Annotated in this window: 22 protein-coding genes; 11 read left to right on the top strand and 11 right to left on the bottom strand. The window is 70.1% G+C overall.

The window, feature by feature from the left end; translation table 11 throughout:
* The first annotated feature begins 203 nt into the window (after positions 1–203).
* A complete protein-coding gene (gene yihA / locus G7B67_RS08660) occupies positions 204–818 on the top strand; it encodes a ribosome biogenesis GTP-binding protein YihA/YsxC (protein WP_166210933.1) in 615 nt (204 codons plus the stop codon).
* 5 nt (positions 819–823) lie between these two features.
* On the opposite strand, the gene G7B67_RS08655 is transcribed toward yihA, so the two are convergent.
* The gene (locus tag G7B67_RS08655) at positions 824–1,519 is read right to left on the bottom strand and encodes a VIT1/CCC1 transporter family protein (protein WP_166210930.1); all 696 of its coding nucleotides are present in this window, start codon (positions 1,517–1,519) and stop codon (positions 824–826) included.
* 151 nt (positions 1,520–1,670) lie between these two features.
* Between G7B67_RS08655 and G7B67_RS08650 the strand changes: the two genes are divergently transcribed.
* The 4 genes from G7B67_RS08650 to G7B67_RS08635 all read left to right on the top strand — a co-directional run bounded on the left by G7B67_RS08650 (position 1,671) and on the right by G7B67_RS08635 (position 5,792).
* Complete coding sequence (locus tag G7B67_RS08650) at positions 1,671–3,050, top strand: glutamate--cysteine ligase (protein ID WP_166210927.1); 1,380 nt, start codon at positions 1,671–1,673, stop codon at positions 3,048–3,050.
* A gap of 119 nt (positions 3,051–3,169) precedes the next feature.
* Positions 3,170–4,279, top strand: a complete 1,110-nt coding sequence (locus G7B67_RS08645; RefSeq protein ID WP_166210924.1) for an S-(hydroxymethyl)glutathione dehydrogenase/class III alcohol dehydrogenase — start codon at positions 3,170–3,172, stop codon at positions 4,277–4,279.
* Between the two features lie 196 nt (positions 4,280–4,475).
* Positions 4,476–5,318 (top strand): S-formylglutathione hydrolase, encoded by an 843-nt coding sequence (gene fghA, locus G7B67_RS08640; RefSeq protein ID WP_166210921.1) that lies wholly within the window; start codon positions 4,476–4,478, stop codon positions 5,316–5,318.
* 36 nt (positions 5,319–5,354) lie between these two features.
* The gene (locus tag G7B67_RS08635) at positions 5,355–5,792 is read left to right on the top strand and encodes a hypothetical protein (protein ID WP_166210918.1); all 438 of its coding nucleotides are present in this window, start codon (positions 5,355–5,357) and stop codon (positions 5,790–5,792) included.
* Positions 5,793–5,795: 3 nt separating this feature from the next.
* Here G7B67_RS08635 and G7B67_RS08630 read toward each other — a convergent pair whose 3' ends face one another.
* The 5 genes from G7B67_RS08630 to grxD all read right to left on the bottom strand — a co-directional run bounded on the left by G7B67_RS08630 (position 5,796) and on the right by grxD (position 9,429).
* A complete protein-coding gene (locus G7B67_RS08630; protein WP_166210915.1) occupies positions 5,796–6,473 on the bottom strand; it encodes an adenine nucleotide alpha hydrolase in 678 nt (225 codons plus the stop codon).
* Positions 6,474–6,480: 7 nt separating this feature from the next.
* Positions 6,481–6,825 (bottom strand): hypothetical protein, encoded by a 345-nt coding sequence (locus G7B67_RS08625; protein ID WP_166210912.1) that lies wholly within the window; start codon positions 6,823–6,825, stop codon positions 6,481–6,483.
* Between the two features lie 154 nt (positions 6,826–6,979).
* Positions 6,980–7,369, bottom strand: coding sequence for a DUF1761 domain-containing protein (locus G7B67_RS08620; RefSeq protein WP_166210909.1), 390 nt, complete (start codon positions 7,367–7,369; stop codon positions 6,980–6,982).
* 49 nt (positions 7,370–7,418) lie between these two features.
* The gene (locus G7B67_RS08615; RefSeq protein WP_166210906.1) at positions 7,419–8,360 is read right to left on the bottom strand and encodes a DegV family protein; all 942 of its coding nucleotides are present in this window, start codon (positions 8,358–8,360) and stop codon (positions 7,419–7,421) included.
* A gap of 145 nt (positions 8,361–8,505) precedes the next feature.
* Complete coding sequence (gene grxD / locus G7B67_RS08610; RefSeq protein WP_166210903.1) at positions 8,506–9,429, bottom strand: Grx4 family monothiol glutaredoxin; 924 nt, start codon at positions 9,427–9,429, stop codon at positions 8,506–8,508.
* Between the two features lie 219 nt (positions 9,430–9,648).
* Between grxD and G7B67_RS08605 the strand changes: the two genes are divergently transcribed.
* Positions 9,649–10,473 (top strand): polysaccharide deacetylase family protein, encoded by an 825-nt coding sequence (locus G7B67_RS08605; RefSeq protein WP_166210900.1) that lies wholly within the window; start codon positions 9,649–9,651, stop codon positions 10,471–10,473.
* A gap of 167 nt (positions 10,474–10,640) precedes the next feature.
* On the opposite strand, the gene G7B67_RS08600 is transcribed toward G7B67_RS08605, so the two are convergent.
* The 3 genes from G7B67_RS08600 to G7B67_RS08590 are packed head-to-tail and all read right to left on the bottom strand — an operon-like array spanning position 10,641 to position 13,274.
* Positions 10,641–11,327, bottom strand: coding sequence for a class I SAM-dependent methyltransferase (locus G7B67_RS08600; protein ID WP_166210897.1), 687 nt, complete (start codon positions 11,325–11,327; stop codon positions 10,641–10,643).
* On the bottom strand, positions 11,324–11,959 hold the full coding sequence (locus G7B67_RS08595) for an SGNH/GDSL hydrolase family protein (protein WP_166210894.1): 636 nt from the start codon (positions 11,957–11,959) through the stop codon (positions 11,324–11,326). The genes G7B67_RS08600 and G7B67_RS08595 overlap by 4 nt, the downstream gene beginning before the upstream one ends.
* Positions 11,960–11,984: 25 nt before the next feature.
* Positions 11,985–13,274, bottom strand: coding sequence for an aminotransferase class I/II-fold pyridoxal phosphate-dependent enzyme (locus tag G7B67_RS08590; protein ID WP_166210891.1), 1,290 nt, complete (start codon positions 13,272–13,274; stop codon positions 11,985–11,987).
* A gap of 193 nt (positions 13,275–13,467) precedes the next feature.
* Between G7B67_RS08590 and rsgA the strand changes: the two genes are divergently transcribed.
* The 4 genes from rsgA to G7B67_RS08570 all read left to right on the top strand — a co-directional run bounded on the left by rsgA (position 13,468) and on the right by G7B67_RS08570 (position 20,660).
* Entirely contained in the window at positions 13,468–14,571 is a 1,104-nt protein-coding gene (gene rsgA / locus G7B67_RS08585; RefSeq protein ID WP_166210888.1) for a ribosome small subunit-dependent GTPase A, read from the top strand.
* Between the two features lie 162 nt (positions 14,572–14,733).
* Positions 14,734–15,996, top strand: a complete 1,263-nt coding sequence (locus tag G7B67_RS08580) for a flavohemoglobin expression-modulating QEGLA motif protein (RefSeq protein WP_166210885.1) — start codon at positions 14,734–14,736, stop codon at positions 15,994–15,996.
* A gap of 143 nt (positions 15,997–16,139) precedes the next feature.
* The gene (locus G7B67_RS08575) at positions 16,140–18,428 is read left to right on the top strand and encodes an NADP-dependent malic enzyme (RefSeq protein ID WP_166210882.1); all 2,289 of its coding nucleotides are present in this window, start codon (positions 16,140–16,142) and stop codon (positions 18,426–18,428) included.
* Between the two features lie 351 nt (positions 18,429–18,779).
* Positions 18,780–20,660: a monovalent cation:proton antiporter-2 (CPA2) family protein gene (locus tag G7B67_RS08570; RefSeq protein WP_166210879.1), complete on the top strand. Its 1,881-nt coding sequence runs from the start codon at positions 18,780–18,782 to the stop codon at positions 20,658–20,660.
* Here the strand turns inward: G7B67_RS08570 and G7B67_RS08565 are convergent.
* The gene (locus G7B67_RS08565; RefSeq protein ID WP_166210876.1) at positions 20,648–20,947 is read right to left on the bottom strand and encodes a DUF2782 domain-containing protein; all 300 of its coding nucleotides are present in this window, start codon (positions 20,945–20,947) and stop codon (positions 20,648–20,650) included. The two genes, G7B67_RS08570 and G7B67_RS08565, sit on opposite strands and share 13 nt — an antisense overlap.
* Positions 20,948–21,118: 171 nt before the next feature.
* On the opposite strand from G7B67_RS08565, the gene polA reads away from it, so the two are divergent.
* Positions 21,119–23,899, top strand: a complete 2,781-nt coding sequence (polA, locus tag G7B67_RS08560) for a DNA polymerase I (RefSeq protein ID WP_166210873.1) — start codon at positions 21,119–21,121, stop codon at positions 23,897–23,899.
* 433 nt (positions 23,900–24,332) lie between these two features.
* Here the strand turns inward: polA and G7B67_RS08555 are convergent, their stop codons facing one another.
* Entirely contained in the window at positions 24,333–25,757 is a 1,425-nt protein-coding gene (locus tag G7B67_RS08555) for a coniferyl aldehyde dehydrogenase (RefSeq protein WP_166210870.1), read from the bottom strand.
* Positions 25,758–25,826: the final 69 nt, after the last annotated feature.

The raw sequence follows: 25,826 nt of genomic DNA, 5'->3' as shown, positions 1-25,826 counted from the left end.
GTGGAGTGAACAGGCGACGATGCTACGCGGCATCGCCGCGGATTTCAGGTGTTGACAACGCCGATCGCCCGAGTGCGCGCGCGGGAGCGGCTCCACCTGCGGGCTGTTCGCCGGCACGCGCTTGGCCGCGCAGGGCTTGTCCCGTGATCGCCAACTGCCCTCCGCGATGCCCGGCCGGCCGCCGCGCATGCGAAGCTACCGGCATGCCCACCGTCCCCAACCCGCTCGCCCGCGCCCAGTACCTGCTGGCCGCGCACACCTGGCGCCAGCTGCCGCCCGATGGCGGTTACGAAGTCGCCTTCGCCGGGCGTTCCAATGCCGGCAAGTCGAGCGCGCTCAATGCGCTGTGCCAGCAGAACGCGCTCGCGCGCGTGTCCAAGACGCCGGGCCGTACGCAGCAGCTGGTGTACTTCGACATCCCACCCACCACCGACCGCTTCCTGGTCGACCTGCCCGGTTACGGCTATGCCAAGGTGCCGCAGGATTTGCAGGCGCACTGGCAGGCCTTCCTCGACGGCTACTTCGGCAGCCGCGAAGCGCTGCGCGGACTGGTGGTGGTGATGGACATCCGCCACCCACTGAAGGACTACGACCGCCAGATGCTCGGCTATGCCGTGCAGCGCGGACTACCGGCGCATGCGCTGCTGACCAAGGCCGACAAGCTCGGTCGCGGCGCGCAGGGCAATGCGCTGCTGGCGGTGCGCAAGGAGCTGTCGTCGGCGTTTGGCGACACCGTCAGCGTGCAGACGTTCTCGGGCGAGTCCAAGCAGGGCGTCGACGAAGCGCGCGCCGTGGTCGGGCGCTGGTTGCAGCTGTAGCGCGCTTACGCCGGCAGGCCGGACAGCCGCCCCACCAGCGCGGTCGCGAGCATCGCCAGCGCGCCCCACGCCACCACGCGCAGCGCGCCGCGCACGGGACTCGCGCCGCCGGTCCAGCCGGCCAGTGCGCCGGACAAGGACAGCGCCAGCAGCGTGGTGGCCACGGTGGCCAGCTGCACCTGCGTCGCCGGTGCCAGCAGCACCGCGGCCATCGGCAGCAGCGCGCCGACGCTGAAGGCCGCCGCCGAGGCCAGCGCCGCCTGCACCGGGCGGGCGCGCAGGGTCTCGGTGATGCCCAGTTCGTCGCGCGCATGCGACCCCAGCGCATCGTGCGCGGTGAGGTGTTCGGCGACCGAGCGCGCCAGGTCCGGCGGCAAGCCACGCCGCGCGTAGATGCCGGTCAGTTCGGCCAGCTCGCTCGCCGGATCCTCGGCCAGTTCGCGGCGCTCCTTCGCCAGGTCCGCGCGCTCGGTATCGGCCTGCGATTGCACCGACACGTACTCCCCGGCCGCCATCGACAGCGCACCGGCGACGACGCCGGCGATCCCGCTGGCCAGCACCACCCCATGCCCCGCGCCGCTGGCGGCGACGCCGACCACTAGCCCGGCGATCGACACGATGCCGTCGTTGGCGCCCAGCACCGCCGCGCGCAGCCAGCCGGCGCGGTCGGACCGATGTTGCTCCACATGCCAGCGGCGCATGGCGGATCCTCCGGTGCGAAGACGCCATCTTCCACGATCCGGCGTCGTGAAGCCCATGCCATCGGGCCGCCGTGCCCGCCGGGCTATAGTCGCGCTCTTGCGATGCGCGGGGACCGGCCCCAACTCGCACTCCCCCCTGCGAGCGGTTGCGATGTCGAGCCCGAGCAACGTTGCCGATTCCCCGATCACCGATCGCCACGCGCTGGTCGACTACCTGGCCCGCGGCGGCCGCGCGCGCGCCGACTGGCGCATCGGCACCGAGCACGAGAAGTTCGGCTTCCGCCTCGACGACCTGCGCCCGCCGCCGTTCGATGGCGAGCGCGGCATCGAGGCATTGCTCAAGGGCCTGACGCGTTTCGGCTGGGACGCGATGGAAGAAAACGGCCGGGTGATCGCGTTGTTGCGCGACGGCGCCTCGGTGTCGCTGGAGCCGGCGGGGCAACTGGAACTGTCGGGCGCGCAACTGGAGACCATCCACCAGACCTGCTGCGAGGTCGACAGCCACCTGCGTGAGGTCAGGACCGTCGCCGACGAACTGCAGCTGGGCTTCCTGGGCATGGGCTTCCAGCCCAAGTGGAAGCGCTCGGACATGCCTTGGATGCCCAAGGGGCGCTACAAGATCATGCGCGACTACATGCCCAAGGTCGGCTCGCTCGGCCTGGACATGATGACCCGCACCTGCACGGTGCAGGTCAACCTCGATGTCGCCGATGAAGCGGACATGGTGAAGAAGTTCCGCGTGTCGCTGGCCTTGCAGCCGGTCGCGACCGCGCTGTTCGCCGACTCGCCGTTCACCGAAGGCCAGCCCAACGGCTACCAGAGTTACCGCTCGCACATCTGGACCGACACCGACGCCGGCCGCACCGGCATGCTCGATTTCGTGTTCGAGGACGGCTTCGGCTACGAGCGCTACGTCGACTACCTGCTCGACGTGCCGATGTATTTCTCTTATCGCGATCCCGGCGACGGCCACAAGCAGTACGTCGACCTCGCCGGGCAATCCTTCCGTCGCTTCATGGACGGCAAGCTCGCCGCACTGCCGGGACAATTGCCGACGCTGCGCGACTGGTCGGACCACATGACCACCGCGTTCCCGGAAGTGCGGCTCAAGCAATACCTGGAGATGCGCGGTGCCGACGGCGGCCGCTGGAACCGGCTGTGCGCGCTGCCGGCGTTCTGGGTCGGCCTGCTGTACGACGACACCGCACTCGACGCGGCGTGGGACCTGGTCAAGGACTTCAGCATGGCCGAGCGGCACGCGCTGCGCGACGGCGTGCCGAAGCACGCGCTGACACTGCCGTTCCGTGGTGCGACCGTGCGCGAGCTGGCGATCGAGGCGCTGAAGATTTCCGCCCACGGCCTGCAGCGGCGCGCGCGGCTTAACAAGGCCGGCACCGACGAAAGCATCTTCCTGGTGCCGATGATCGAAGCGGCCGAAGCCAATCTCACCCCGGCGCAGCGCAAGCTCGCGCTGTTCCACGGCGAGTGGAATGGCGACATCGACCGCGTGTTCCGCGAATACGCCTATTGATCGTCGCCATCGTCGCCGCCTTCCGCAGCGCGGCTGTCGGCAGGAGCGGCGTCCACGACGTCGACGTAGCACAGCGATCGCGTCACATTGAACGACTGCAACGACTACAGGAGCCACCCATGAAATCACGCGCCGCTGTCGCCTTCGCCGCCGGGCAACCGCTGCAGGTCGTCGAGATCGACGTCGAACCACCGCGTGCCGGCGAAGTGCTGGTGCGCATCCTCGCCACCGGCGTCTGCCACACCGATGCGTTCACGCTCAGCGGCGACGATCCCGAAGGCCTGTTCCCGGCGGTGCTCGGCCACGAGGGCGGCGGCATCGTGGTCGAAGTCGGCGCAGGCGTCACCAGCGTCAAGCCCGGCGACCACGTCATCCCGCTGTACACGGCCGAATGCCGCCAGTGCAAGTTCTGCAGGTCCGGCAAGACCAACCTCTGCCAGGCCGTGCGAGCCACGCAGGGCAAGGGGTTGATGCCGGACGGCACGACGCGCTTCTCGTACAACGGCCAGCCGCTGTACCACTACATGGGCACCAGCACCTTCAGCGAGTACACGGTGGTGCCGGAGATCTCGCTCGCGGTGATCGATCCCGACGCGCCGCTGGAGAAAGTCTGCCTGCTTGGTTGCGGCGTCACCACCGGCATCGGCGCGGTGTTGAACACGGCCAAGGTCACGCCCGGATCGACGGTCGCGGTGTTCGGGCTCGGCGGCATCGGGCTGGCGGTGATCCAGGGCGCGGTGATGGCAGGCGCCAGCCGCATCATCGGCGTGGACACCAATCCGGGGAAATTCGAACTCGCGCGCGCGATGGGCGCGACCGATTGCATCAATCCGAAGGATTCCGAGGCGCCGGTGCAGGACGTCATCGTCGCCATGACCGACGGCGGGGTGGATTTCAGTTTCGAATGCATCGGCAACGTCGATGTCATGCGCGCGGCGCTGGAGTGCTGCCACAAGGGCTGGGGCGAGTCGGTGATCATCGGCGTCGCCGGTGCCGGGCAGGAGATCCGTACGCGCCCGTTCCAGCTGGTGACCGGTCGCGTGTGGCGCGGCTCGGCCTTCGGCGGCGTCAAGGGCCGCACGCAGCTGCCGGGCATGGTCGAGCAGGCGATGCGCGGCGAGATCCAGCTCGATCCGTTCATCACCCACGAAATGCCGCTGGAGCGGATCAACGAAGCCTTCGACCTCATGCACGAAGGCAAGTCGATCCGCACGGTGATCCGGTTCTGAGTTCGTGGGCCTGGTGGGCATGCCGAGCGTTTCCTTCGCCCTCCGGGAAAGGTGACCGGAGGGCGGATGAGGGTACGCAGCCCATGAGTTCCAGGCCTGCGGCCCGCATCGCGACACCTCTCCTGGCGGGGGACAGCCCGCACGCTCATCCACATTTCCTCCCGCACCAGAGCGCGCCATCAGCTGAGGTGTTCCCATGCAACGCATCGAATCCCATGCCTGTTTCGGCGGCACCCAGGAGGTCTGGTCGCATCCCTCCGGCACGCTGGGCTGCGACATGCGCTTGGGCATCTACCTGCCGCCGCAGGCGCGGCTGGATCCGTGCCCGGTGCTGTACTGGCTGTCGGGCCTGACCTGCAACGAGCAGAACTTCATCACCAAGTCCGGCGCGCAACGGTATGCGGCCGAACACGGCCTGGTGCTGGTGGCACCCGACACCAGTCCGCGCGGCGCGGGCGTCGCCGATGCCGAAGGCTACGACATCGGACAGGGCGCGGGTTTCTATCTCGATGCGACCCAGGCGCCGTGGTCGGCGCACTACCGCATGCACGATTACATCGTCGACGAACTGCCCGCGCTGGTCGAGACGCATTTCCCGGCCACCGCGGCGCGCGCGATCAGTGGCCACTCGATGGGGGGCCACGGCGCGCTGGTGCTGGCGCTGCGCAATCCCGGGCGCTACCGCAGCGCGTCGGCGTTTTCCCCGATCGTCGCGCCTTCGCGGGTGCCGTGGGGCGAGAAGGCGTTCACCGCCTACCTCGGCGCCGACCGCGACGGGTGGCGTGGATGGGACGCGGTCGAACTCATCGCGCGCGCGGCCGAACGGCTGCCGTTGCTGGTCGACCAGGGCGGCGACGATGAATTCCTCGCCACCCAGCTGCGGCCCGAGCTGCTGCGCGACGCCTGCGCCGCCGCCGGGCATCCGTTGCAGCTGCGCCTGCGGCCCGGCTACGACCACAGCTACTACTTCATCGCCAGCTTCATCGGCGAGCATGTGGCCTGGCATGCCGCGGCCCTGGCCGCCAGCCACGCCAGCTGACGTTGGCCTGACGGACGTTCACCCATCGGAACTCCCATGCGCACGCTACCCATCCTGGCCACCGCCTGCTGCCTGCTCGCCGGTGTCGCCTTCGCCCAGAACACGCCCATGCCCCCGCCCGCCACCGCGCCCGCGTCGCGGCCCTTGATCGCTCCGATGACCCATGCCATGGACATCGATTTCCAGGGGCAATACCGCAAGGAACTGGAGAAGAACCGGCAACTGCGTGGCGAGAACGACAGCCTGCGCCAGCAGCTGGCCGAATACACCCGCCGCGGCGGCAGCCTGGTGCACGCGTATTGCGAAACCGAAACCATGAGCCGCAACACCGCCGGAGCCAGCAACGACTGCGCGCCGACCGGCTATCGCTGCGAGCCGGTCAGCGGGCTGTGCCGGACCTCGGCCAACGACAGCGCCCAATGCGCCGACGGCTTCCTGCTGGAGGTCGACCATTGCGTGCCACGCCCGCGCTGACGATCACCGTCCCAGGCTGAAGTCGGTGTAGGCGAAGCGTTGGTCGCGCAGCACGCATTGGCCGCGCTCCAGCGCGATGGGCGCGGCGAACATCGGGCCGGCCGACACGCAGGTATGGAATTCGCCATTCTCCCCGCAGGGATCGACGCTGGCGGGCAGCGCGTCCAGTAGCGGCGAGTCGAATTCGCGCCCGCTGAAACCCGACTCGAGTTGCTGGGTATCCACGCAGCACACGTGCGCGCGCAGCCCACCGCGCAGCATCGTGCGCGCGAGCTCGGCGGTGTCGCTGCCGAACAGCGGCGTCAGCACCTCCCAGCCGATCTGCGCGCAGCGTGCCTTCCGCCAGGCACGGATGTCCTCGAGGAACAGGTCGCCGAAGGCCGCCGTTCGCAGCGCAGGCCAGCGCGCGCTGGCCTGCGACAGCGCGTGCGCCATGGACGACTCGTAGATGGCGTTGTCGCAGGCCGCCGGGATGCCTGCTTCCAGCAGGGGCAGGCCCGCCGCGGCCGCCTGCGCGTGCAGCACCTCGCGGCGCACCCCCTGCATCGAGGAGCGGTCGTAGTCCAGCGTGATCGTCGACAGCAGTGCGACGACTTCGACGTCATCGCGCTGGCGCAATGCATGCAGGGTCCATGCGCAGTCCTTGCCGCCACTCCACGCGAGCAGCACCGGGGTCGCCATCGCCGCCTCAGGCCGCGCGGACGTCGGTCAGTTTCCATCCGTGACCCGCCAGCAGGCGCAGGCGCTGCTTGAACACGGTGCCGGGGATGGACGTCGTCGCCACCAGGTCGACCTGCAGGTCGCGCTGCTGCCCGGTCACGGTCGCGCCGGGATCCGTGGCGCCGAGCGCGGGATCAACCGCGTCCGGATCGTCCTGGGTCGCGCGCCAGCGCTGGAACAAACTGTCCTCGCGCAGCGCGTCCTGCAGTTCCTGCGCCAGGCCTTCGGCGCCCTGGGCATGGAAGGCGAGGGCGGGATCGTCGCCGCGGGCCTGTCCGGCATCGGGCAGGGTGAGGTAATAGCGGGTCGCCATCGTCGGTCGCATCCTCGTGGGGTGGCGACATCGTAGCGTCGGCCGGCGTCGGCGCGATGTGCGCACCGACAGCCGCCGCGGGTGCGCTGCGCTTACCCGGGCTACGGGTGTGCACTTGCGCCCAGCGGACAACCGGCACCGCGGCTGCGACTGGCTACTGCCACAACCCGAGGATCAGGCCGTACAAGGTGAACTGCAGCGTGTGGTAGCCGCCATCGATCAGCCACAGCTTCGGGCTGCGCCCGGCGAAGCCGTAATTCAGTGCGAAGCTCGTCGCGACCACGCCCAGGCCGACCACCACGCCGTCGATCACCGCCATCCGCAAGCCCGGCGCCGGGCCGATGAGCCAGGCGAACGCCGTGGCGGCGATGAAACTGGCGACGAAGGCGCGCGCGAAGACATGCGACGGGTGCCTGGGCTTGCTGCCGGCATCCACGCCCGCCTCGCGGCACCATGCGTGCCGGAACAGCGGGCCGTACCAGATGCCGCCGAGCACGAACGCCGACAACGCAGCGACCACAATCGCGAGCCATTGGATCGTCATCGCCGCCCTTCCCCGCCATGGACGCGCACGCGCAGGCGTGCGCCGATGCTCATTCGAACTTGTGCGGCTCGGCCGCGAAGCCCACCACCAGCGCGCCCTTGCCGACGTTGACCATGCCGGTCAGGCTCATGACGCTCTCGTACACGTCGATGTTGTGCGTGCGGCAGGTGTCGCGCAGTTGCGTGTAGCCCGGCAGCGCGCGCAGCTCGTCCAGCTCGCCGCCGTAGCTCAGGCACATCGTCGGCGTCAGCAACCCGGCCTTGACCCGTTGCGCGGCAAATCCCAGCACCTTCTGCGCGGCGGCGTCGAATCCCTTGACCTTGCCCACCGGCCCGGTCTCGCCGCGGTTGGCATGCAGGATCGGCTTGATGTCCAGCGCGGTGCCGAGCGCGGCGCTGACCAGGCCGACGCTGCGGTCGCCCTTGCTGCGGGCGCGTGCGCGCAGGTAGTACAGGTCGCGCGGGACCATGTAGCCATGGGTATGCACGGCCAGGTGCTCCAGCCGCGCGCGTATCTTCGGCGGGCCTTCACCGGCCTCGCGCAGGCGCGCGGCTTCCACCGGCAGGATGCCCTGGGCGGCGAACAGATTCTGGCTGTCGATCACCCGCAGCGCGAACGGCGTCTCGTTGCCGGCCGCCGACCGCACCGGGCGGTATTCGTTGAGGATGGCGAAGCTGGCCTGGGTGGCGTTGTCGTAGATCGGGCTGCGGCTGCGGGTGATCGTCATGCAGAACACGTAGTCGTAATCGATCACCAGCTTCTGCAGGAACAGGTCGCGGATCTGCTCGACGGTGAACGGCATCGTCTGCGCTTCGGCGCCGCCTTCGGCGATCTGCGCGTGGAGGAACTCCAGCGTCGCCTGTTCGTTGCGATGGTCGGCCAGCACCGCGTCGCCGATCCGCACCGTGATCGGCAGGATGGTGACGTGGTTGGCGGCAAGGAAGTCCGCCGGCAGGTCGCAGGCCGAGTCGACCACCAGTCCGATGCGCATGGTTCAGTCCCCCCCGAGAATGCGCCGACCGTACCGCATCACGGCAGCGGCTGCATCTGTCCGTGCAATCCGCTGGCGAAGCCGCCCACGCCGCACCTTCGCCGAGCGCACCGCGTTCAGCCCGTGCCGTATCGGGCGCGGATCATCAATAGCGCGCCACCGCCGGGTCGAACTGCGCCCAGGCATCGATCCCGCCGACCACGTTGTAGACCTCGGCGAACCCGCGCTGCCGGAAGTGCTCGGCCGCCTGCGCGCTGCGGCTGCCGTGGTGGCACAGGAACGCCAGCGGCGTGTGCTTGGGCAGGCCTTCGAGCGCGGCGAGGCCGTCGTCGAAGGTCGAGAACGGCGCCGGCACCTGCGCCAGCGCGCGCTCCCCGGCCGGGCGCACGTCGACCAGCGTCAGCGTGCCCGATGCCAGTTGCGCGGCGGCCGCTTCCGGCGTCAGCGCCCGCACCGGTGGCGGCGCGTTGGGGTTGTCGATCACCAGCCCGCGTCCGCGCTCGTCGTCGACCCAGTCGATCGACAGGCCTTCGGCGCGGCGCGCCGAGGCGAGGTCGAACTGCACCCGGATGCCGTCGATCTCGGTGGCGATCGCCTTGTCGTCCACCGGCGCCAGTTGCAGCTTGGCGTTGTAGCGCGCGTCGATGTCGATCCGCAGCGTGTAGCCGCTGCCCGCATCCTGCAGTGCCTGGCTCAGCATCCCGAACGCCGCCGGCGTGATGTTGAGCGCCGGCGGCGTGCGGTCTGGCGGTGGCAGGCCGAGCGCGGCGCCCAGTTCGCCCGACTGCGCCATCTGCTCGATGATGTCGCTGCCGCCGACCAGTTCGCCGTCGATGTACAGCTGCGGGATCGTCGGCCAGTCGCCGTAGGACTTGATGCCTTCGCGGATGTCGGCGTCGGCCAGCACGTCGACGTGCGCGTAGTCCACGCCCAGGCCATCGAGCGCGGCGACCGCGCGCGCGGAAAAGCCGCATTGCGGGGCTGACGGCATGCCCTTCATGAACAACACGACGCGTTGCGCGCCGAGCAGGCTGGCGATGCGCTGGTGCAGGGCGGGATCGAGCGGCATGGCGGCGGTCCTGGATGAGGCACGGCAGGGGCGCGCATCTTACCGGCCGGCGGATCGCGGGCACGCATTGGCCTGCATGCGGAGCCTGGCAGGCTCACCGCGTCGGCCGCCGGCTACCGGCTGCCAGCCAAACGCGTCAGGCCACGGCAAGCCATCGACATGCCGGCACGCCCGCCCATGTCGATGGCGCATTCACCCGCCGCCCGGCATCATCCCCGGATGCATCGCCCCGTCCCGCTGGACTGTCCGCCGCGCCATCCGCACGCGTGGCTTGCCTGCCTGCTGCTGTCGCAGGCGCTGGTCGCGGTGATCTGGTGGCGGCACGCCTGGCAGCTCGGATTGCCGCTTCTGATCGCCACCCACCTGCCGTTCTGGTGGGGCACGCTGTGGCCGCAGTCGCGACTGTTCTGCCCGGTGCTCACGCGCCTGCCGACGACCGAGCGCGCGGTGTGGCTGACGATCGATGACGGCCCGTCCGATCAGACCCTGGCGATGCTTGACCTGCTCGACACGCATTGCGCGAAGGCGACGTTCTTCGTCGTCGGCGAGCGTGCCGCCGCGCATCCGGAGCTCGTGCGCGAGATCGTCCGCCGCGGCCACGGCATCGGCAACCACAGCGCCACCCATCCGGCCCGCTGGTTCTGGGCGCTGGGCCCGCAGACGATGCGCGCGGAGATCGAACGCACGCAGGCGATCCTGGAGCAGATCACCGGCAGCCGCCCGCGCTGGTTCCGCGCGGTGATCGGCATGTCCAATCCCTTCGTCGCCAGCGCGCTCAAGCGCGAAGGCCTCACCCGCGTGGCCTGGAACGCGCGCGGTTTCGACGCCGTCGTCGCCGATCCGCAGCGCGTGCTGCGCGGGGTCGAGCGCAATCTCGGCCCGGGCGCGATCGTGCTGATGCACGAAGGCGCCGCGCACGGGCGCAACCTCGAGGGCATGGCCGTGCTGCTGCAGCGGCTCGATGAGCTCGGCTACCGCACCTTGCTGCCCGAAGCGCTGGAAGTGCCGGTCGACGCCGCGCAGCCGGCGTCGCTCGCGGCCTGAACCGCATCCGTCGCCGTGCGCCGTATCGGATGGGATCGCCGCCCGTCGTAGAGCGCGGCGCTCGGTAGGAGCGCCTTCAGGCGCGAGCTCTTCGCGCGCAGACGTCTTTGCAGAAGCTTGCGGCGGAGGCGCTCCTGCCGGGAACCAGCACCCGATGCGCCCCCAGGCTACCGCGTCGCGACCACCAGCCAGTTGTTGAACGGTGTCTTGCCGCGCAGCGACGCGAATCCGGCGCGCAGGCCGGCGCGGTCCAGGGTGTCGCGCAGCGCATCGGCGCGCGGGTAATTGCGCGGCGCGGCATTCATCCAGCCCAGCAGGTTGGCCGCACGATCGAACGCCCTGGTGACGCGCATGCGCCCGCTGCCGTCCTCGATGCCCGTGCGCAGCACCAGTTTCGCCCCCGGCACCAGCATCGCAATGGCGGCATCGAGCAGCCGCTGCTGCGCACCATCGTCCAGGTACTGCAACACATCGAGGATGGCGACGCTTCCCTGGTGGGCGGGAAAGGCCGACGCCAGGTCGGCGACCGCGAACTGGACCTCGGCCAGCCCGGCGACGCGTGCGGCCTGCCGCGCCTGCGCGATCTTCTTCGAATCGTTGTCGACGCCGCGATACGCCAGTGCCACGCCTTCGGCGCGCAGCGCATGCGCGAGCAGCCCGATCCCGCAGCCCAGGTCCAGCAGCGGCAGCCGGCTGTCGCGCAGCGCGGCCGCGACGCCCGGATACAGCGGATCGCTGCCGAGCTTGATCCGGCTGTAGTGGTAGTTCCAGCGATTGCCGAGCCGGCGCGCTGGCAGGAACGCGCGCGCGATGCGGCGCGCGGTGTCGGCGTCGAAGGCGGCCAGCCCGCTCATCGCGCGAGCAGCCGGCGCGCGGCGGGCAATGCGGCGTCGGTCCACAGCGCGTACATCGCGCGCGAGGGATGCAGGCCATCGTCGACGAGCATCGCATCGGCGCCGCCCTGCGCACGCGAGACCGCGGTGATGTCGACGAAGGCGACGCCGCGCGCATCGCAGGTCGCCTGTGCGGCCGCGTTGCAGGCGTCGAGTTCACGCGCGATGGTCGCGGGGTCGCGCCCGGATTGGGCGCCGAAGCGGGTCACGCCCCAGTCGGGGATCGACAGCACCAGCACCCGGTCGGCGCGCCCGTGCGCGAAGCCGATCGCGCGTTCCAGCAACGCCGCGAACTGCGCGCGGTAGTCGTCCAGCGGCCGCCCGCGGTACTGGTTGTTGACGCCGATCAGCAGGCTGACGAAATCGGCTTCGTGCACCGGCTGCGCAGCGTCGATGCCGGCGTCGAGTTCGTCGGTGGTCCAGCCGGTGGTGGCGATGATGCGTGGATCCGCCAGCGCGACGCCTTCATCGCGCAGCCGCGCCGCCAGCTGTGCCGGCCAGCGATCGGCGGGCGCGACACCTTCGCCGATGGTGTAGCTGTCGCCCAGCGCAAGGTACGACAGCGTTGGCGTGGTTTCGCGCGGCGGACTCATCGCGACGCCCACCCGCCGCGCCGCATCAGGCCACTTCCCGGCAGGGCATCGCGTCGGCCACGCTCACCTGGGATGCCGATACCGCGTCGGCGCGGCGCTCAAGGAGGCGGTCGATGCGCGCGAACACCTCGCCCAGCACCTCGGCCTGCGGCAGCAGCGTCACCCGAAGGTGGTTGCGCCAGGGCACGTTGAAGCCCGAGCCCGGTACCACCAGGACGTCTTCCTCCTCGAGCAACTGCAGGGCGAACGCATGGTCGTCGAAGCCCTGTGCCGCGGCGCCGACGACGCCCGGGAAACCGTAGATCGCCCCGTCGGGCGCCGCTAGCGACAGGTGCGCACTGGCCGCGCAGCAGTCGATCAACGCGCGCCGCGTGTCGTGCAGGCGGCCGCCGGGGGCGCACAGCGCATCGATGGTGGCTGCGCCCTGCAGTGCGTGTTCGATCGCCAGTTGCCCGGGCACGTTCGCGCACAACCGCAGTGCCGCCAGCAGGTCCATCGCATGGTGCAGGTCGCGACTGGTCGCGGCATCGCCCGACAGCACCGCCCAGCCCACGCGCCAGCCGCAGGCGCGATGCACCTTCGACAGCCCCCCGAACGACAGGCAAGGCACGTCACCGGCCAGCGGTGCCAGCGGCTGGAATATCCCGTCGTCGTAGACGATGCCGTCGTAGATCTCGTCGGCCATCAACAGCAGGCCATGGCGTGCGGCGATCGCGACCAGGCGTTCGAGCAGCGCACGCGGATACACCGCGCCGGTGGGATTGTTGGGATTGATCAGCACCAGCGCGCGGACCTTGCCGCGCGGGCGCGACTGGATCAGCGCTTCGATCTCGTCCGGGTCGGGCAGGAACCCGCGCTCCGGACGGCAGGGGTAATACAGCGGCTGGCCGTCGTTGAGAATGGTCGCCGCCGACCACAGCGGGTAATCGGGCGAGGGCAGCAGCACTTCGTCGCCCGGGTCGAGCAGCGCGCGCAGGGACAGATCGATCAACTCGCTGACGCCGTTGCCGATGAAGACGTTGTCCGGCGATGCCGAAGGCGTGCCGCGCGCGTGATGGAACGCGGCGATCGCCTCGCGCGCGGCGGGCAGTCCCTGCTGGTGGGTGTAGGGATCGCTGTGCGCGATGCCGTCCGTGATCGCCCGCTGCAGGTGTTCCGGCGCGCGGAACCCGAACGCGCCGGGATTGCCGATGTTGAGCTTGATCAGCGTGCGTCCCTGGGCCTCGAGCTCGCGCGCCCGGCGGGCGAGCTGGCCGCGGATTTCGTAACGGACTTCGGACAGGCGCGTGCGGGTGGACAGGTGGGGGACGGACATCGCTGCGACGGGCGGGATGGGGCGGCCAGCCTAGCTGAAAGCGGATCGGCCGGGTCCGTTCCCGCCCGGCAGCCACCGTAGTCCGGGTCAGGCCGCAGGCCGCACCCGCGGTTTGCGGGACGCGCGGGCACGGCGCCGCAGGCGGCCCGCGGCCGCGACGTTAGAATCCGCCGATGCCCGCCCACGTCCCGACATGACTCCCCTGCGCGCGATCGGCTGGCCGTTCGCCGGGCCGGCGACCGATCCGCAGTGGGCCGCCGCCCTCGCCGCGCATCCACAGGCGCGACCGGCGCGGGTCAGCGAGCAGCACCGCAGCGGTTACGTGGTCGCCGAGGCTCCCGACACCAGCCACGCCACCGAATCCCCGCCCGAATGGCAGCGCGCGCCCAGCTATCGCAAGGGCGGCCTGCCCAGCGAGCAGCGCGCCGCGGTCGGCGACTGGGTGCTGATCGAAGGCGAGCCCGGCAAGAGCCGCATCGTCGCGCTGCTGCCGCGACACAGCGCGATCAAGCGCAGCGCCGCCGGCGAGCATTACAAGCAGCAGGTGATCGCGGCCAACATCGACATCGTGTTCGTGGTCTGCGGCCTGGACGCGGACTTCAATCCGCGCCGCATCGAGCGCTACCTGCTGCTGGTGCAGGGCAGCGGCAGCGCGCCGGTGGTGGTGCTGACCAAGGCCGACAAGGTCGAAGACGCCCAGGCAGCCATCGACGTGCTCGGCGATCTCGCCGCACAGGGCGTGCCGGTCCGCAGCGTCAACGCCAAGGATCCGGCGAGCGTCGCGCAGCTGACGCCGTGGCTGCCGGCCGGCACCACCGCGGTGCTGGTGGGTTCGTCGGGTGCCGGCAAGTCCACGCTGACCAACACCTTGCTGGGCATCGACCGCATGAAGACCGCCGCGGTGCGCGAGAGCGACGCGCGCGGTCGCCATACCACCACCCATCGCGCGCTGATCCCGCTGCCGACCGGCGCCTGCCTGATCGACACCCCCGGCATGCGCGAGCTCAAGCCGACCGGCGAGGAAGACGTCGCCGAGAATTTCAGCGACATCGAGGCGCTGGCGGAGCAATGCCGCTTCCGCGACTGCCAGCACCAGCGCGAGCCCGGTTGCGCGGTGCGCGACGCGATCGCCGAGGGCCGCCTGGATGCCGCGCGTTACGCGCATTACCTCAAGCTGCGCGACGAAGTCGCCGGCGCCGCCGACAAGCTCGCGACCCGGCTGGCGCAGAAGGCCGACGAGAAGAGCGGCGGCCGCCCCACCGGCAAACGCCAGGACGAGCGCAATGGCCGGCGCTGAGGGCACCTCCCTCATCCGCGTGCAGGGGAGGGCCGCTGACTCCACGCCCTCCCCCGCTTGCGGGGGCGGGTTGGGGTGGGGGTTGCGTGCGATGCAGGCATCCCTGCGTCCGTTTGCCCCCATCCCAACCTTCCCCCGCGCGCGGGGGAAGGGGCGACAGGCATGAGCGAAGCCGACCCCGACATCGCCCGCCACGCCGCGCTCGACGCGCGCATGGTCAAGGCGGTGCGCGGGATCAAGCTGCTCAACCTGGTCAGCTGGCCGATCGCCGTGCAGCACGCGTTCCTCGCGCGCTGGTCGGCGGGCAACGCCGCGCTGCCGCTCGTCGAGTACCCGCGCCATGACTTCAGCGACGCCCGGCGCGAACTGGCCGAAATCACCACGGCCGCCGATCCCGACCACCCGCTGGGCCGCTACCTGGTCGAGTCCGCGCAATCCTGGTCCATCGCCGCCGAACTGCTCGAGGCGATCGGCACCGCCGACGTCACCGCGTGTTCGATCCGCCTGTTCGGCCGCCCGGACGCGCCGCTACCGGGCCACGGCCCGACCACCCGCGATGCCGCGCGCCACTTCATCGCCATCGCCGACGAACTGGACCGTGAGCTGCTGTCGCCGGCCGAACAGGTCTCGATCTCGGCCACGGCGCTTCAGCTGCAGCTGCAATACGACCTCGACGATTTCTTCAACCAGCGCGTGATCGACGTCGTGCTCGACCCGCAGCTGATCTCCAAGGCCGCCGCCGGCGCCACCCGCATCCGCCTGCGTTCGGGCGCGGCGTTCAGCGACTACGACCGCCACCAGCTGCTGCAGCACGAAGCCTTCGTGCATTCGCTCACCGCCCTCAACGGCCGCGCGCAACCGGTGCTGCCGAGCCTGGCGTTGTCGTCGCCGCGCACCACCGCCACCCAGGAAGGCCTGGCGACCTTCGCCGAACAGATCACCGGCAGCATCGACATCGAGCGTATGAAGCGCGTGAGCCTGCGCATCGAAGCGGTCGCGATGGCATTGGATGGCGCCGACTTCCTGCAGGTGTTCGAATACTTCATCGCCGCCGGCCAGCCGCCGCCGGAAAGTTTTTCCTCAACGCAACGCGTGTTCCGCGGCGTGCCGCTCACCGGCGGCCAGGCCTTCACCAAGGACACGGTGTACCTGCGTGGCCTGATCGGCATGCACACCTTCTTCCGCTGGGCGCTGCGGCAACGCAAGCTGCACCTGTGCCGGCAATTGTTCGCCGGCAAGATGACGCTCGGCGACGTGCAGGCCTTCGAGCCGCTGTTCGAATCCGGCGTCCTGCTGCCGCCGCGCTGGCTGCCCGAATGGGTCCAACGCGCCAACGGGCTGGCCGGCATGCTCGCCTTCTCGCTGTTCGCCAACCGCATCCGCCTGGATTCGATCGAAGACGAGCAGGCGCTGCTGCAGCTGTAAGCGCAGGCCCGGACGGGCCGCACGCACACCAGCCCCCCGGCGGCACCGCGGGCCATCGTGCGATCCCACCGGCTGGGTACCGCCGCGCCATCGTCAACACCCACCGGCGCTAGAATCCCCCTTCCCCCGCTGTCCCGACGCCGATGTCCGACCACGACGATTTCAAGCAGGCCGCGCTCGATTACCACCGCGTCGCGCCGCACGGCAAGATCAAGGTCGTGCCGACCAAGGCGATGGTGACCCAGCGCGACCTCGCGCTCGCCTATTCGCCGGGCGTCGCCTACGCCTGCGAAGCCATCGTCGCCGACCCCAACGCCGCCAGCACGCTCACCGCGCGCGGCAACCTGGTGGCGGTGATCAGCAACGGCACCGCGGTGCTGGGCCTGGGCGACATCGGCCCGCTCGCCGGCAAGCCGGTGATGGAAGGCAAGGGCATCCTGTTCCAGAAGTTCGCCGGCATCGACGTCTTCGACATCGAACTCAACGAGCGCGACCCCGACAAGCTGGTCGACATCATCGCCGCGATGGAGCCGACGTTCGGCGGGATCAACCTGGAGGACATCAAGGCGCCGGAGTGCTTCATCGTCGAGCGCAAGCTGCGCGAGCGGATGAACATCCCGGTGTTCCACGACGACCAGCACGGCACCGCGATCATCGTCGGCGCCGCGGTGTTCAACGCACTGGAAGTCGTCGGCAAGAAGATCGAGGACGTCAGGCTCGCCACCGCCGGCGCCGGCGCCGCCGGCATCGCCTGCCTGGACATGCTGGTCGCCCTCGGCATGCAGCCGCAGAACATCCTCGCCGTGGATCGCGAGGGCGTGCTGTACACCGGCCGCGACAAGCTCGACCCCGACAAGGCCCGCTACGCGCGCGACACCGACAAGCGCACGCTGGCCGAAATCGTCGCCGGGGCCGACATCTTCCTCGGCCTGTCCGCCGGCGGCGTGCTGACCCAGGCAATGGTCGAGAGCATGGCGCCGCGGCCGATCATCCTGGCGCTGGCCAATCCCAATCCGGAGATCCTGCCGGAGCTGGCCAAGGCCGTGCGCCCGGACTGCATCATCGCCACCGGCCGTTCGGACTTCCCGAACCAGGTCAACAACGCGCTGTGCTTCCCCTACATCTTCCGCGGCGCGCTGGATGTCGGCGCGACGGAAATCAACGAGGCGATGAAGCTCGCCTGCGTGCGCGCCATCGCGCAACTGGCGCGGATGGAATCGTCCGACCTCGGCAGTTCCTACGCCGGCGAAGCACCGAAGTTCGGACCCGACTATCTCATTCCGCGCCCATTCGATCCGCGCCTGCTGGTGATGCTGGCGCCGGCGGTGGCGAAGGCGGCGATGGATTCGGGCATCGCCACGCGTCCGATCGACGACTTCGACGCCTACGAGGAAAAGCTCGGCCAGTTCATCTACCGCACCGGCCTGCTGATGAAGCCGGTGTACGAACGCGCGCGCGCCGAGCGCCAGCGCGTGGTCTATGCCGAAGGCGAAGAGGAAACCGTGCTGCGCGCGGTGCAGACGGTGATCGACGACCAGCTGGCGCATCCGATCCTGATCGGCCGCCCCGACGTCATCCAGTCGCGCATCGACCGCCTGGGCCTGCGCATGCGCGCGGGTGTCGACTTCGAGCTGACCAACATCAATTCCGATCCGCGCTTCGACGACTACTGGCAGCAGTACCACGCGCTGACCGAACGCCGCGGCGTGACCCCGGCGGCGGCCAAGAACCTGCTGCGTTCGCGTCCGACCCTGATCGGCGCGCTGATGGTCGAGCGCGGCGAAGCCGATGCGTTGATCTGCGGCCTGGTCGGCCGCTACCACAAGAAGCTCGGCTACCTGCGCAGCGTGATCGGCCTGGATCCCGGCGTGCAGAGCACCTCGGCGATGACCGCGGTGATCAACGACCAGGGCGTGTGGTTCTTCCTCGACACCCACGTGCAGGTCGATCCCAGCGCCGAACAGATCGCCGAGGCCACGCTGCAGGCGAGCTACCGGCTCAAGCTCTTCGGCGTCGAGCCCAAGGTCGCACTGCTCTCGCATTCCAACTTCGGCAGCCACGACGATCCCGGCGCCCGCAAGATGCGCGCCGTGCGCGACCTCATCCGCGCGCGTGCACCGCGGCTGGAGATGGACGGCGAAATGATGGCCGACACCGCCTGGAACGAGGAACTGCGGCTGCGGATGATGCCCAACTCCACGCTCAAGGGCCGCGCCAACGTGTTCGTGCTGCCGGACCTGGACGCGGCCAACATTGCCTACAACCTGGTGCGGGTGATGACCGACGGCGTCGCCATCGGCCCGATCCTGATGGGCCTGGACCAGCCGGCGCACATCCTCACCCCATCCTCCACCCCGCGTCGCGTCGTCAACATGACCGCCATCGCCGCGGTCGAAGCGCAGATCCGCAAGGCGCAACGCGGCCTGGCCTGACGCGGGGTCCGGTCGGCGGCATCGCGCCCGGCACGGCGTGGCCACTGCCGAGTCGGTAGATCGAAAACGGCAGGATGCCAAGCACCCCAACCGAGGCGAACAGGCACGCGATCGCGAAGTGGGCATCGCTACGCAGCCGCTGCCACGGCATCGCATCGTCCGCCGCGGGCGGGCCGGGGTTCCCGTGGCGGTGTGCGCGCAGGTTCAGTGGCGGCCAGCGATGCCGTAGGGGCGACCGGCACATGCCTTACTTTGCTACTGTCCCCGCTGCACGGCAGGGCGCCGCCGATCCGGCGGTCCTTGTCCCGGGCGGTCGGCCTGGACCGCTTCCTCTCGTCCACTGAGGCAGGCATGCACGGCGGCGGACTCGAACTGGCACTGGTGTTCCTGCTGGCCGCGGTGATCGCTGTGCCGGTGTTCAAGCGCGTGCGCCTGGGCGGCGTGCTGGGTTATCTCGCCGCCGGTGTCGTGCTCGGCCCGTTCGGGTTGCGCGTGGTGGCCGATGTCGAGCCTGTGCTCGCGGCCAGCCAGATCGGCGTGGTGATGCTGCTGTTCGTGATCGGACTGGAGCTGTCGCCGTCGCGGCTGCGGGTGATGCGCAAGCCGGTGTTCGGCGCCGGCGGACTGCAGGTCGCGTTGTCGTCGCTGCTGCTCGGCGGCATCGCGCTGGCGCTCGACCTGGGCTGGAAGACGGCGCTGGTGGTCGGCGGCGGGCTGGCGCTGTCGTCGACCGCGATCGGCCTGCAGTTGCTGGCCGAGCGCAAGGCGCTGACCAGCGAGCACGGCCGCCTCGGCTTCGCGATCCTGCTGTTCCAGGACCTGGCCGCGATCCCGCTGCTGGCCGCGATTCCCCTGCTGGGCACGGCGTCGGCGCAGGACGGTGCGCAGCCGCTCGGGTGGATGGCGCTCAAGGGCCTGCTGGCGATGGCGGCGCTGGTGTTCGGCGGGCGCCTGCTACTGCGCCACCTGTTCCGCATCGTCGCCCGCACGCGGCTGCCGGAAGTCTTCACCGCCACGGCGTTGCTGGTCGTACTCGGCAGCGCATGGCTGCTGGAACTGGCCGGGTTGAGCATGGGCCTGGGCGCGTTCCTGGCCGGGGTGCTGCTCGCCGATTCGGAATTCCGGCACGAGCTCGAAGCGCAGATCCAGCCTTTCGAGGGCCTGCTGCTGGGCCTGTTTTTCATGGCCGTGGGCATGAGCATGGACCTGGCGCGGGTGGCGGCCGAGCCGCTGCTGATCGCCGCCGGCGTGGCGACGTTGATGGCGGTGAAATTCGCGGTGCTGTTCGGCGTCGGCCTGCGGCCCGGCAAGCTCGACGTGCGCGAAGCGCTGCTGCTGGGCAGCGTGCTGGCGCTGGGCGGCGAGTTCGCGTTCGTCGTCTTCGGCGAGGCGCAGCGCGTGGGCCTGCTCGACGGCGTGCTGCGCGATCGGCTGGTGGCGATCGTCGGGGTGTCGATGGCCTTGACCCCGCTGTTGCTGATCGCGATGGCACGGCTGCTGTCCGCGCATCCGTCGCGCCGCGCGGCGCGCGCCTACGACACCATCGACGACCAGCACCCGCAGGTGCTGATCGCCGGCTTCGGCCGTTTCGGGCAGATCATCGCCCGCCTGCTGGCCGCCCAGCGCGTGCGCTTCGTCGCCATCGAACACAGCCCCGAGCAGGTGGATTTCGTGCGCCGCTTCGGCAGCCAGATCTACTACGGCGATCCGGCCCGCGCCGACCTGCTGCGTTCGGCCGGCGCAGCCGGGGTCAAGGTGTTCGTCGTCGCCGTCGACGATGTCGAGTCCAACCTCAGGATCGTGCGCCTCGTGCGCCGCGAATACCCGCAGGCCAGGGTGCTCGCCCGAGCGCGCAACCGGCGCCATGCGTGGGAGCTGATGGACCTGGGCGCGGAAGTGGTGCGCGAGACCTTCCTGTCCAGCCTGTACCTGGGCGAACGCGCGCTGGTCGCACTGGGGACGCCGGAAGCGATCGCCGCCGATCGCGCGCGCCGCTTCCGCGCCCACGACGAGGCGCTGCTGCATACCCAGCACCAGGTCTACGACGACGAAGCCGCGTTGATCCAGACCTCGCAGGAAGCGCGCCGCGACCTGGAGCAGCTGTTCGCCGCCGACCAGGGCGAAGGCGTGCTCGGCGCACTGGTCGACCGCGGCACGGAGCCAGCGCCGGACCACGCGACCAGCCCGGTGACAGAGGCGTCGCGGTCACGCGACGTCGATCACCAGCCGTAAAGCTTGTAGTAGACCGGCGAGACCTCGCCATGCGCGCGGTCGAGGCGGCCGTCGTCGTTGCTGTCCATCAGGTAATACGCCGGGCCGCGCACCGGCTGCACGCGCACCATCCGCAATTGCCCGGCGACCCGGTATTCGGAAATGACGTCGCCGTTGTCGGCGGTCCGCGTGGCCTGGACGGCATTGGCGGGGATCGGTGGCGCATCGGCATCGGCCATGGTCGCGCAACCGTTGGCGAGCAGCGTCGCCAGGGCCAGCAGCGGAAGCAGGATCGGCGTCTGGCGCATGGCGGGTCTCCGGCGGTGGCGGTCGGCGGCAGTATGCCGGCCGCGATGCGCATGGGTGGTGAGGGAGGGGCCACAGTCCCGGCGCGGGCGCAGCGGCCGGGTGGCCGCCGTGTTCGCTCGCCGGGCCGCGCGTGGGCCGGCCGCGCGCGATGCCCGGCGTAGAATCGACCGATGCACAGACTGGTCCTGATCGACGGTTCCTCCTACCTGTATCGGGCGTTCCATGCGCTGCCGCCGCTGACCAATGCCGCCGGTGAACCGACCGGCGCGCTGTTCGGCGTGGTCAACATGCTGCGCGCGCACCTGAACGAAAAACCCGACTGCGCGGCCTTCGTGATCGACGCCCCCGGCCGCACCTTCCGCGACGACCTGTACGACCAGTACAAGGCCAACCGCGCACCGATGCCGGACGAGCTGCGCGCGCAGCTGCAGCCGATGTGCGAGATCGTCGAGGCGCTGGGCTTCCCGATCCTGCGCGTCGAAGGCGTCGAGGCCGACGACGTCATCGGCACGTTGGCACTGGAGGCCGCGCGTGAGGGCAGCCAGGTCACGATCTCCACCAGCGACAAGGATTTCGCCCAGCTGGTCGGCCGCTTCGAGGGCGGCGGTAGCATCCGCCTGGTCAACACCATGAGCGGCAGCGTGCTGGATACCGACGACGCCGTGATGGCCAAGTTCGGGGTACCGGCGGCGCGGATCGTCGACATGCTGGCGCTGATGGGCGATGCCATCGACAACGTCATCGGCGTGGACAAATGTGGTCCCAAGACGGCGGCCAAGTGGCTGGCGCAATACGACTCGCTGGAAGGCGTGATCGCCAACGCCGCCGGCATCGGCGGCAAGATCGGCGAGAACCTGCGCGCGGCGGTCGAGCGGCTGCCGCTCAACCGCACGCTGGTGACGATCAAGACCGATGTCGCCCTCGAACTTCCCGCCAGTGCGTTGAAGCTGCGCGAGCGCCATGTCGATGCGCTGCGCCCGCTGTACACCCGCTACGGCTTCAACGCGGCGTTGCGTGAACTCGACGGCGGAACGGCGGCTCCGCCCGCGCGCAGCGAGACCGTGAGCGTGCGCGGCACCGAAGCCGGCTATGCGCGAGCGGCGGCCAGGCCGGTGGACGGCATCGATCCGGCGCTGTCGGCCGCGGGCGAGTACGAAACGGTGCTCACGCGCGAGCAGCTCGACGCCTGGGTGGTGCGGCTGCAGGCGGCGGACGAATTTGCCTTCGACACCGAAACCGATTCGCTCGACGCGCTGTGCGCGCGGCTGGTGGGGCTGAGCCTGGCGGTCGAGGCCGGCAAGGCGGCCTACATCCCGCTGGCGCACGACTATCCCGGCGTGCCGGCGCAACTGTCGCAGGACGGGGTGCTGGATGCGCTGCGGCCGCTGTTCGCCGACCCCGGCAAGCGCAAGATCGGCCAGCACGGCAAGTACGACCTGCACGTGCTGCGCTGCCACGGCGTGGAGGTGCGTGGCTACGCCGACGACACGATGATGGAAAGCTTCGTCTTCAACGCCGGCGCCACCCACCACGACATGGACTCGCTGGCCAAGCGTTACCTGGGCTACGACACCATCAAGTACACCGATGTCGCCGGCAAGGGCGCCAAGCAGATCCCGTTCGCGCACGTGGCGTTGGACGACGCGACGCGCTACGCCGCCGAGGACGCCGACATCACCCTGCGCCTGCACCGCGTGCTGCGGCCAAAACTCTCCGCCGAGCCGGCGCTGGAGCGCGTCTACCGCGAGATCGAGATCCCGCTGGTGCCGGTGCTCGAACGCATCGAGGCCAACGGCGTGATGATCGACATGGACGAGCTGCGCCGGCAGTCGGCCGACCTCGGCCGGCGCATGCTCGTGCTGCAGCAGCAGGCCACCGAGCTCGCCGGGCGCACGTTCAACCTCGACTCGCCCAAGCAGGTGTGCGCGCTGTTGTTCGAGGAACTCAAGTTGCCGGCGCTGGTGAAGACGCCGACCGGCCAGCCCTCGGCCAACGAGGAAGCGCTGGAAGCGATCGCCGACCAGCACGAGTTGCCGCGGGTGATCCTGGACTACCGCGGCCTCGCGAAGCTGCGCAGCACCTACACCGACAAGCTGCCGGAGATGGTCAACCGCGACGACGGCCGCGTGCATACCAGCTTCCACCAGGCCGGCGCCGCCACCGGGCGGCTGGCCTCCAGCGATCCCAACCTGCAGAACATCCCGATCCGCACTGACGACGGCCGCCGCATCCGCAAGGCTTTCGTCGCGCCGCCCGGGCGCCGGATCCTGGCCGCGGACTATTCGCAGATCGAGCTGCGGATCATGGCCCACCTGTCGCAGGACCCGGCGCTGCTGCGCGCGTTCGCGTCCGGGGTCGACATCCACCGCGCCACCGCGGCGGAAGTCTTCGGCAAGGCGCTGGACGACGTCAGCGGCAACGAGCGGCGCGCGGCCAAGGCGATCAACTTCGGGCTGATGTACGGCATGAGCGCCTTCGGCCTGGCCAAGCAGCTGGGCATCGCCCGCGGCGAGGCGCAGGACTACATCGGGCTGTATTTCTCCCGCTACCCGGGCGTGCGCGAGTTCATGGACCGCACCCGCGCCGAGGCGCGCGAGCGCGGCTATGTCGAAACCGTGTTCGGCCGCCGCCTGTACCTGGAGAACATCGCCGCCCGCAATGCCGGCCTGCGCGCCGGCGCCGAGCGCGCCGCGATCAATGCGCCGATGCAGGGCACGGCCGCCGATATCATCAAGCGCGCGATGATCGCGTTGCACGGCTGGCTGGAGCCGCACGCACAACGCGCGATGATGGTGCTGCAGGTGCACGACGAACTGGTGTTCGAGGTCGAGGAAGGCTTCGTCGACACCCTGCGCGCGGCGGTGGTGGAGCGCATGACCGGCGCCGCCGAACTGCGGGTGCCGCTGGTGGTCGACGTGGGCGTCGGGGCCGACTGGGACGAGGCCCATTAAGTGTTTTCCGCCATTGAAAAATCCAATGAATCGCCCCTGAACCGCACCGATTTTTAACGACGTCCTTCACGAACCATCAATGCTCCCTTTGGTCATATAGCCCGCGACAGATGCAAGGTCTGTCGCAGATCTCTCCCCTCCCCTGGAGTGATCCGGACCGGCTACCCCTCCCCAGGTGCCGGTCCCCGGCCCCGCAAGCCCCCCCCTGGCTTGCGGGGCTTTTTTATGGGCCTCGTATTCATGCGCCACGTTGGTGTCGCACCGGCGCTCTCAATCCGCGGCCAACCCGGGGCCCGGCCGGCGGATTACCCCGGCCGACCGATCATCCATCCGCGCCGATCCATGACCCCGGGCCTGCGCCTGCGCTGCCGCGACGGCCATCCCGACGATCTGGCCCATGGCGGCTGGATGCCCGTCGAAAGGCTCTTCGCGATCAGCGGGCCAACCACCGGATCAAGCGATCCACCATCCCCACGTAGGGCGGCCGCAGCCGGTCGCTCGCGGCGAACCAGCGCGACTGCCGGAACACGGGCAGCTGCTTGCTGAAGGCGAGGAATCCGGCGTGGCCGTGGATCGCGCCCATGCCGCTGGCGCCGATGCCACCGAACGGCAGCGCGTGCACGCCGAAATGCAGCAGGGTGTCGTTGACGCTGACGCCGCCGGCGAGGGCGTCGTCGACGATACGGTCGGCCAAGGCGCGGTCATGGGTGAAGGGATACAGCGCCAGCGGCCGCTCGCGATCGCGGACGAAGCCGATCGCTTCGTCCATCGATGCATAGCCGCGGATCGGCAGGATCGGCCCGAAGATCTCCTCGCGCATCAGCACGCTGTCGTCCGGCGCATCGACCACCAGCGTCGGCGGGAACAGCCGTTCGCGACGCGCGCGCGCCGGGTCGACCGCGATCGGCTGCACGATGCGGGCGCCGCGGGCGCGGGCATCGGCCAGCAGCGCTTCCAGCCGCCCGAACTCGGCGTCGTTGATGACGCGGGTGTAGTCGTCGATCCGCGACAGGTCGCCATAGCGCGCCGCCAGTTCGGCGCCGAACGCCTGCACCAGCGCGTCGCGCCGCGCGCGGTCGACCAGCACGTAATCGACACCGATGCAGGTCTGGCCGGCGTTGAACCACTTGCCGGCGGCAATGCGCGCGGCCGCGGACGCGATCGGGAAGTCCGCCGCCACCAGTGCCGGCGATTTGCCGCCGAGCTCCAGCGTCACCGGCGTCAGGTTGGGTGCGGCCGCGGCCAGCACCTTGCGCCCGATCGCCGTCGATCCGGTGAACAGCAGGTGGTCGAACGGCAAGGCCGCGAACGCGGCGCCGACATCGGGTCCGCCGAGCGCGACGGCGACGCGATCGGGTGGAAACACTTCCGCCAGCAGGTCGCGCAGCCAGGCGCTGGTGCGCGGCGTGGATTCCGACGGCTTGAGGTAGACGTGGTTGCCGGCGGCAATCGCGGAGACCAGCGGCACCAGCGCCAGGTTCACCGGATAGTTCCAGGGCGCGATGATGCCGACGACGCCCACTGGCCGTGCCTGCACCTGCGCACGCGCCGGCCAGAACTTCCAGCCGACCGCCACCCGGCGCGCACGCATCCAGCCGCGCAGGTTGCGCAGGGCATGGTGGATTTCGGCGCGCACGATCATCACTTCCGACAGCAGGTTCTCGTGCGCGGAGCGGTGGCCGAAATCTGCATCGATCGCCGCGTGCATGGCGTCGACCCGCGCGGCGAAGGCCGCGTCCAGCCGCCGCAGGTCGCTTCGGCGCTGTTCGAAATCCGGCCTGCGTGCGTCCCAGGCCGCGCGCAGGCGCGCGAACGTGGCAGGAAGTTCGGGCAGCGGCGTCGCGTCGGCAGCGTCCATCACGCCAGTGTAGCGAGGTCCGCTGGCACCCTACGGCCGCCATCCACGCGCGCTGGCTAGAATGCCGCC

It is taken from the genome of Cognatiluteimonas telluris, from assembly GCF_011320095.1.
GTDB lineage: Bacteria > Pseudomonadota > Gammaproteobacteria > Xanthomonadales > Xanthomonadaceae > Cognatiluteimonas > Cognatiluteimonas telluris.
Note: the sequence above shows the minus strand (reverse complement) of the source record. Positions and strands in the feature narration are given on the sequence as shown.

Excerpts from the sequence above, each read along its gene's own strand:
- yihA (WP_166210933.1), top strand. The coding sequence starts at position 204 with ATGCCCACCGTCCCCAACCCGCTCGCCCGCGCCCAGTACCTGCTGGCC.
- G7B67_RS08655 (WP_166210930.1), bottom strand. The coding sequence starts at position 1,519 with ATGCGCCGCTGGCATGTGGAGCAACATCGGTCCGACCGCGCCGGCTGG.
- G7B67_RS08650 (WP_166210927.1), top strand. The coding sequence starts at position 1,671 with ATGTCGAGCCCGAGCAACGTTGCCGATTCCCCGATCACCGATCGCCAC.
- G7B67_RS08645 (WP_166210924.1), top strand. The coding sequence starts at position 3,170 with ATGAAATCACGCGCCGCTGTCGCCTTCGCCGCCGGGCAACCGCTGCAG.
- fghA (WP_166210921.1), top strand. The coding sequence starts at position 4,476 with ATGCAACGCATCGAATCCCATGCCTGTTTCGGCGGCACCCAGGAGGTC.
- G7B67_RS08635 (WP_166210918.1), top strand. The coding sequence starts at position 5,355 with ATGCGCACGCTACCCATCCTGGCCACCGCCTGCTGCCTGCTCGCCGGT.
- G7B67_RS08630 (WP_166210915.1), bottom strand. The coding sequence starts at position 6,473 with ATGGCGACCCCGGTGCTGCTCGCGTGGAGTGGCGGCAAGGACTGCGCA.
- G7B67_RS08625 (WP_166210912.1), bottom strand. The coding sequence starts at position 6,825 with ATGGCGACCCGCTATTACCTCACCCTGCCCGATGCCGGACAGGCCCGC.
- G7B67_RS08620 (WP_166210909.1), bottom strand. The coding sequence starts at position 7,369 with ATGACGATCCAATGGCTCGCGATTGTGGTCGCTGCGTTGTCGGCGTTC.
- G7B67_RS08615 (WP_166210906.1), bottom strand. The coding sequence starts at position 8,360 with ATGCGCATCGGACTGGTGGTCGACTCGGCCTGCGACCTGCCGGCGGAC.
- grxD (WP_166210903.1), bottom strand. The coding sequence starts at position 9,429 with ATGCCGCTCGATCCCGCCCTGCACCAGCGCATCGCCAGCCTGCTCGGC.
- G7B67_RS08605 (WP_166210900.1), top strand. The coding sequence starts at position 9,649 with ATGCATCGCCCCGTCCCGCTGGACTGTCCGCCGCGCCATCCGCACGCG.
- G7B67_RS08600 (WP_166210897.1), bottom strand. The coding sequence starts at position 11,327 with ATGAGCGGGCTGGCCGCCTTCGACGCCGACACCGCGCGCCGCATCGCG.
- G7B67_RS08595 (WP_166210894.1), bottom strand. The coding sequence starts at position 11,959 with ATGAGTCCGCCGCGCGAAACCACGCCAACGCTGTCGTACCTTGCGCTG.
- G7B67_RS08590 (WP_166210891.1), bottom strand. The coding sequence starts at position 13,274 with ATGTCCGTCCCCCACCTGTCCACCCGCACGCGCCTGTCCGAAGTCCGT.
- rsgA (WP_166210888.1), top strand. The coding sequence starts at position 13,468 with ATGACTCCCCTGCGCGCGATCGGCTGGCCGTTCGCCGGGCCGGCGACC.
- G7B67_RS08580 (WP_166210885.1), top strand. The coding sequence starts at position 14,734 with ATGAGCGAAGCCGACCCCGACATCGCCCGCCACGCCGCGCTCGACGCG.
- G7B67_RS08575 (WP_166210882.1), top strand. The coding sequence starts at position 16,140 with ATGTCCGACCACGACGATTTCAAGCAGGCCGCGCTCGATTACCACCGC.
- G7B67_RS08570 (WP_166210879.1), top strand. The coding sequence starts at position 18,780 with ATGCACGGCGGCGGACTCGAACTGGCACTGGTGTTCCTGCTGGCCGCG.
- G7B67_RS08565 (WP_166210876.1), bottom strand. The coding sequence starts at position 20,947 with ATGCGCCAGACGCCGATCCTGCTTCCGCTGCTGGCCCTGGCGACGCTG.
- polA (WP_166210873.1), top strand. The coding sequence starts at position 21,119 with ATGCACAGACTGGTCCTGATCGACGGTTCCTCCTACCTGTATCGGGCG.
- G7B67_RS08555 (WP_166210870.1), bottom strand. The coding sequence starts at position 25,757 with ATGGACGCTGCCGACGCGACGCCGCTGCCCGAACTTCCTGCCACGTTC.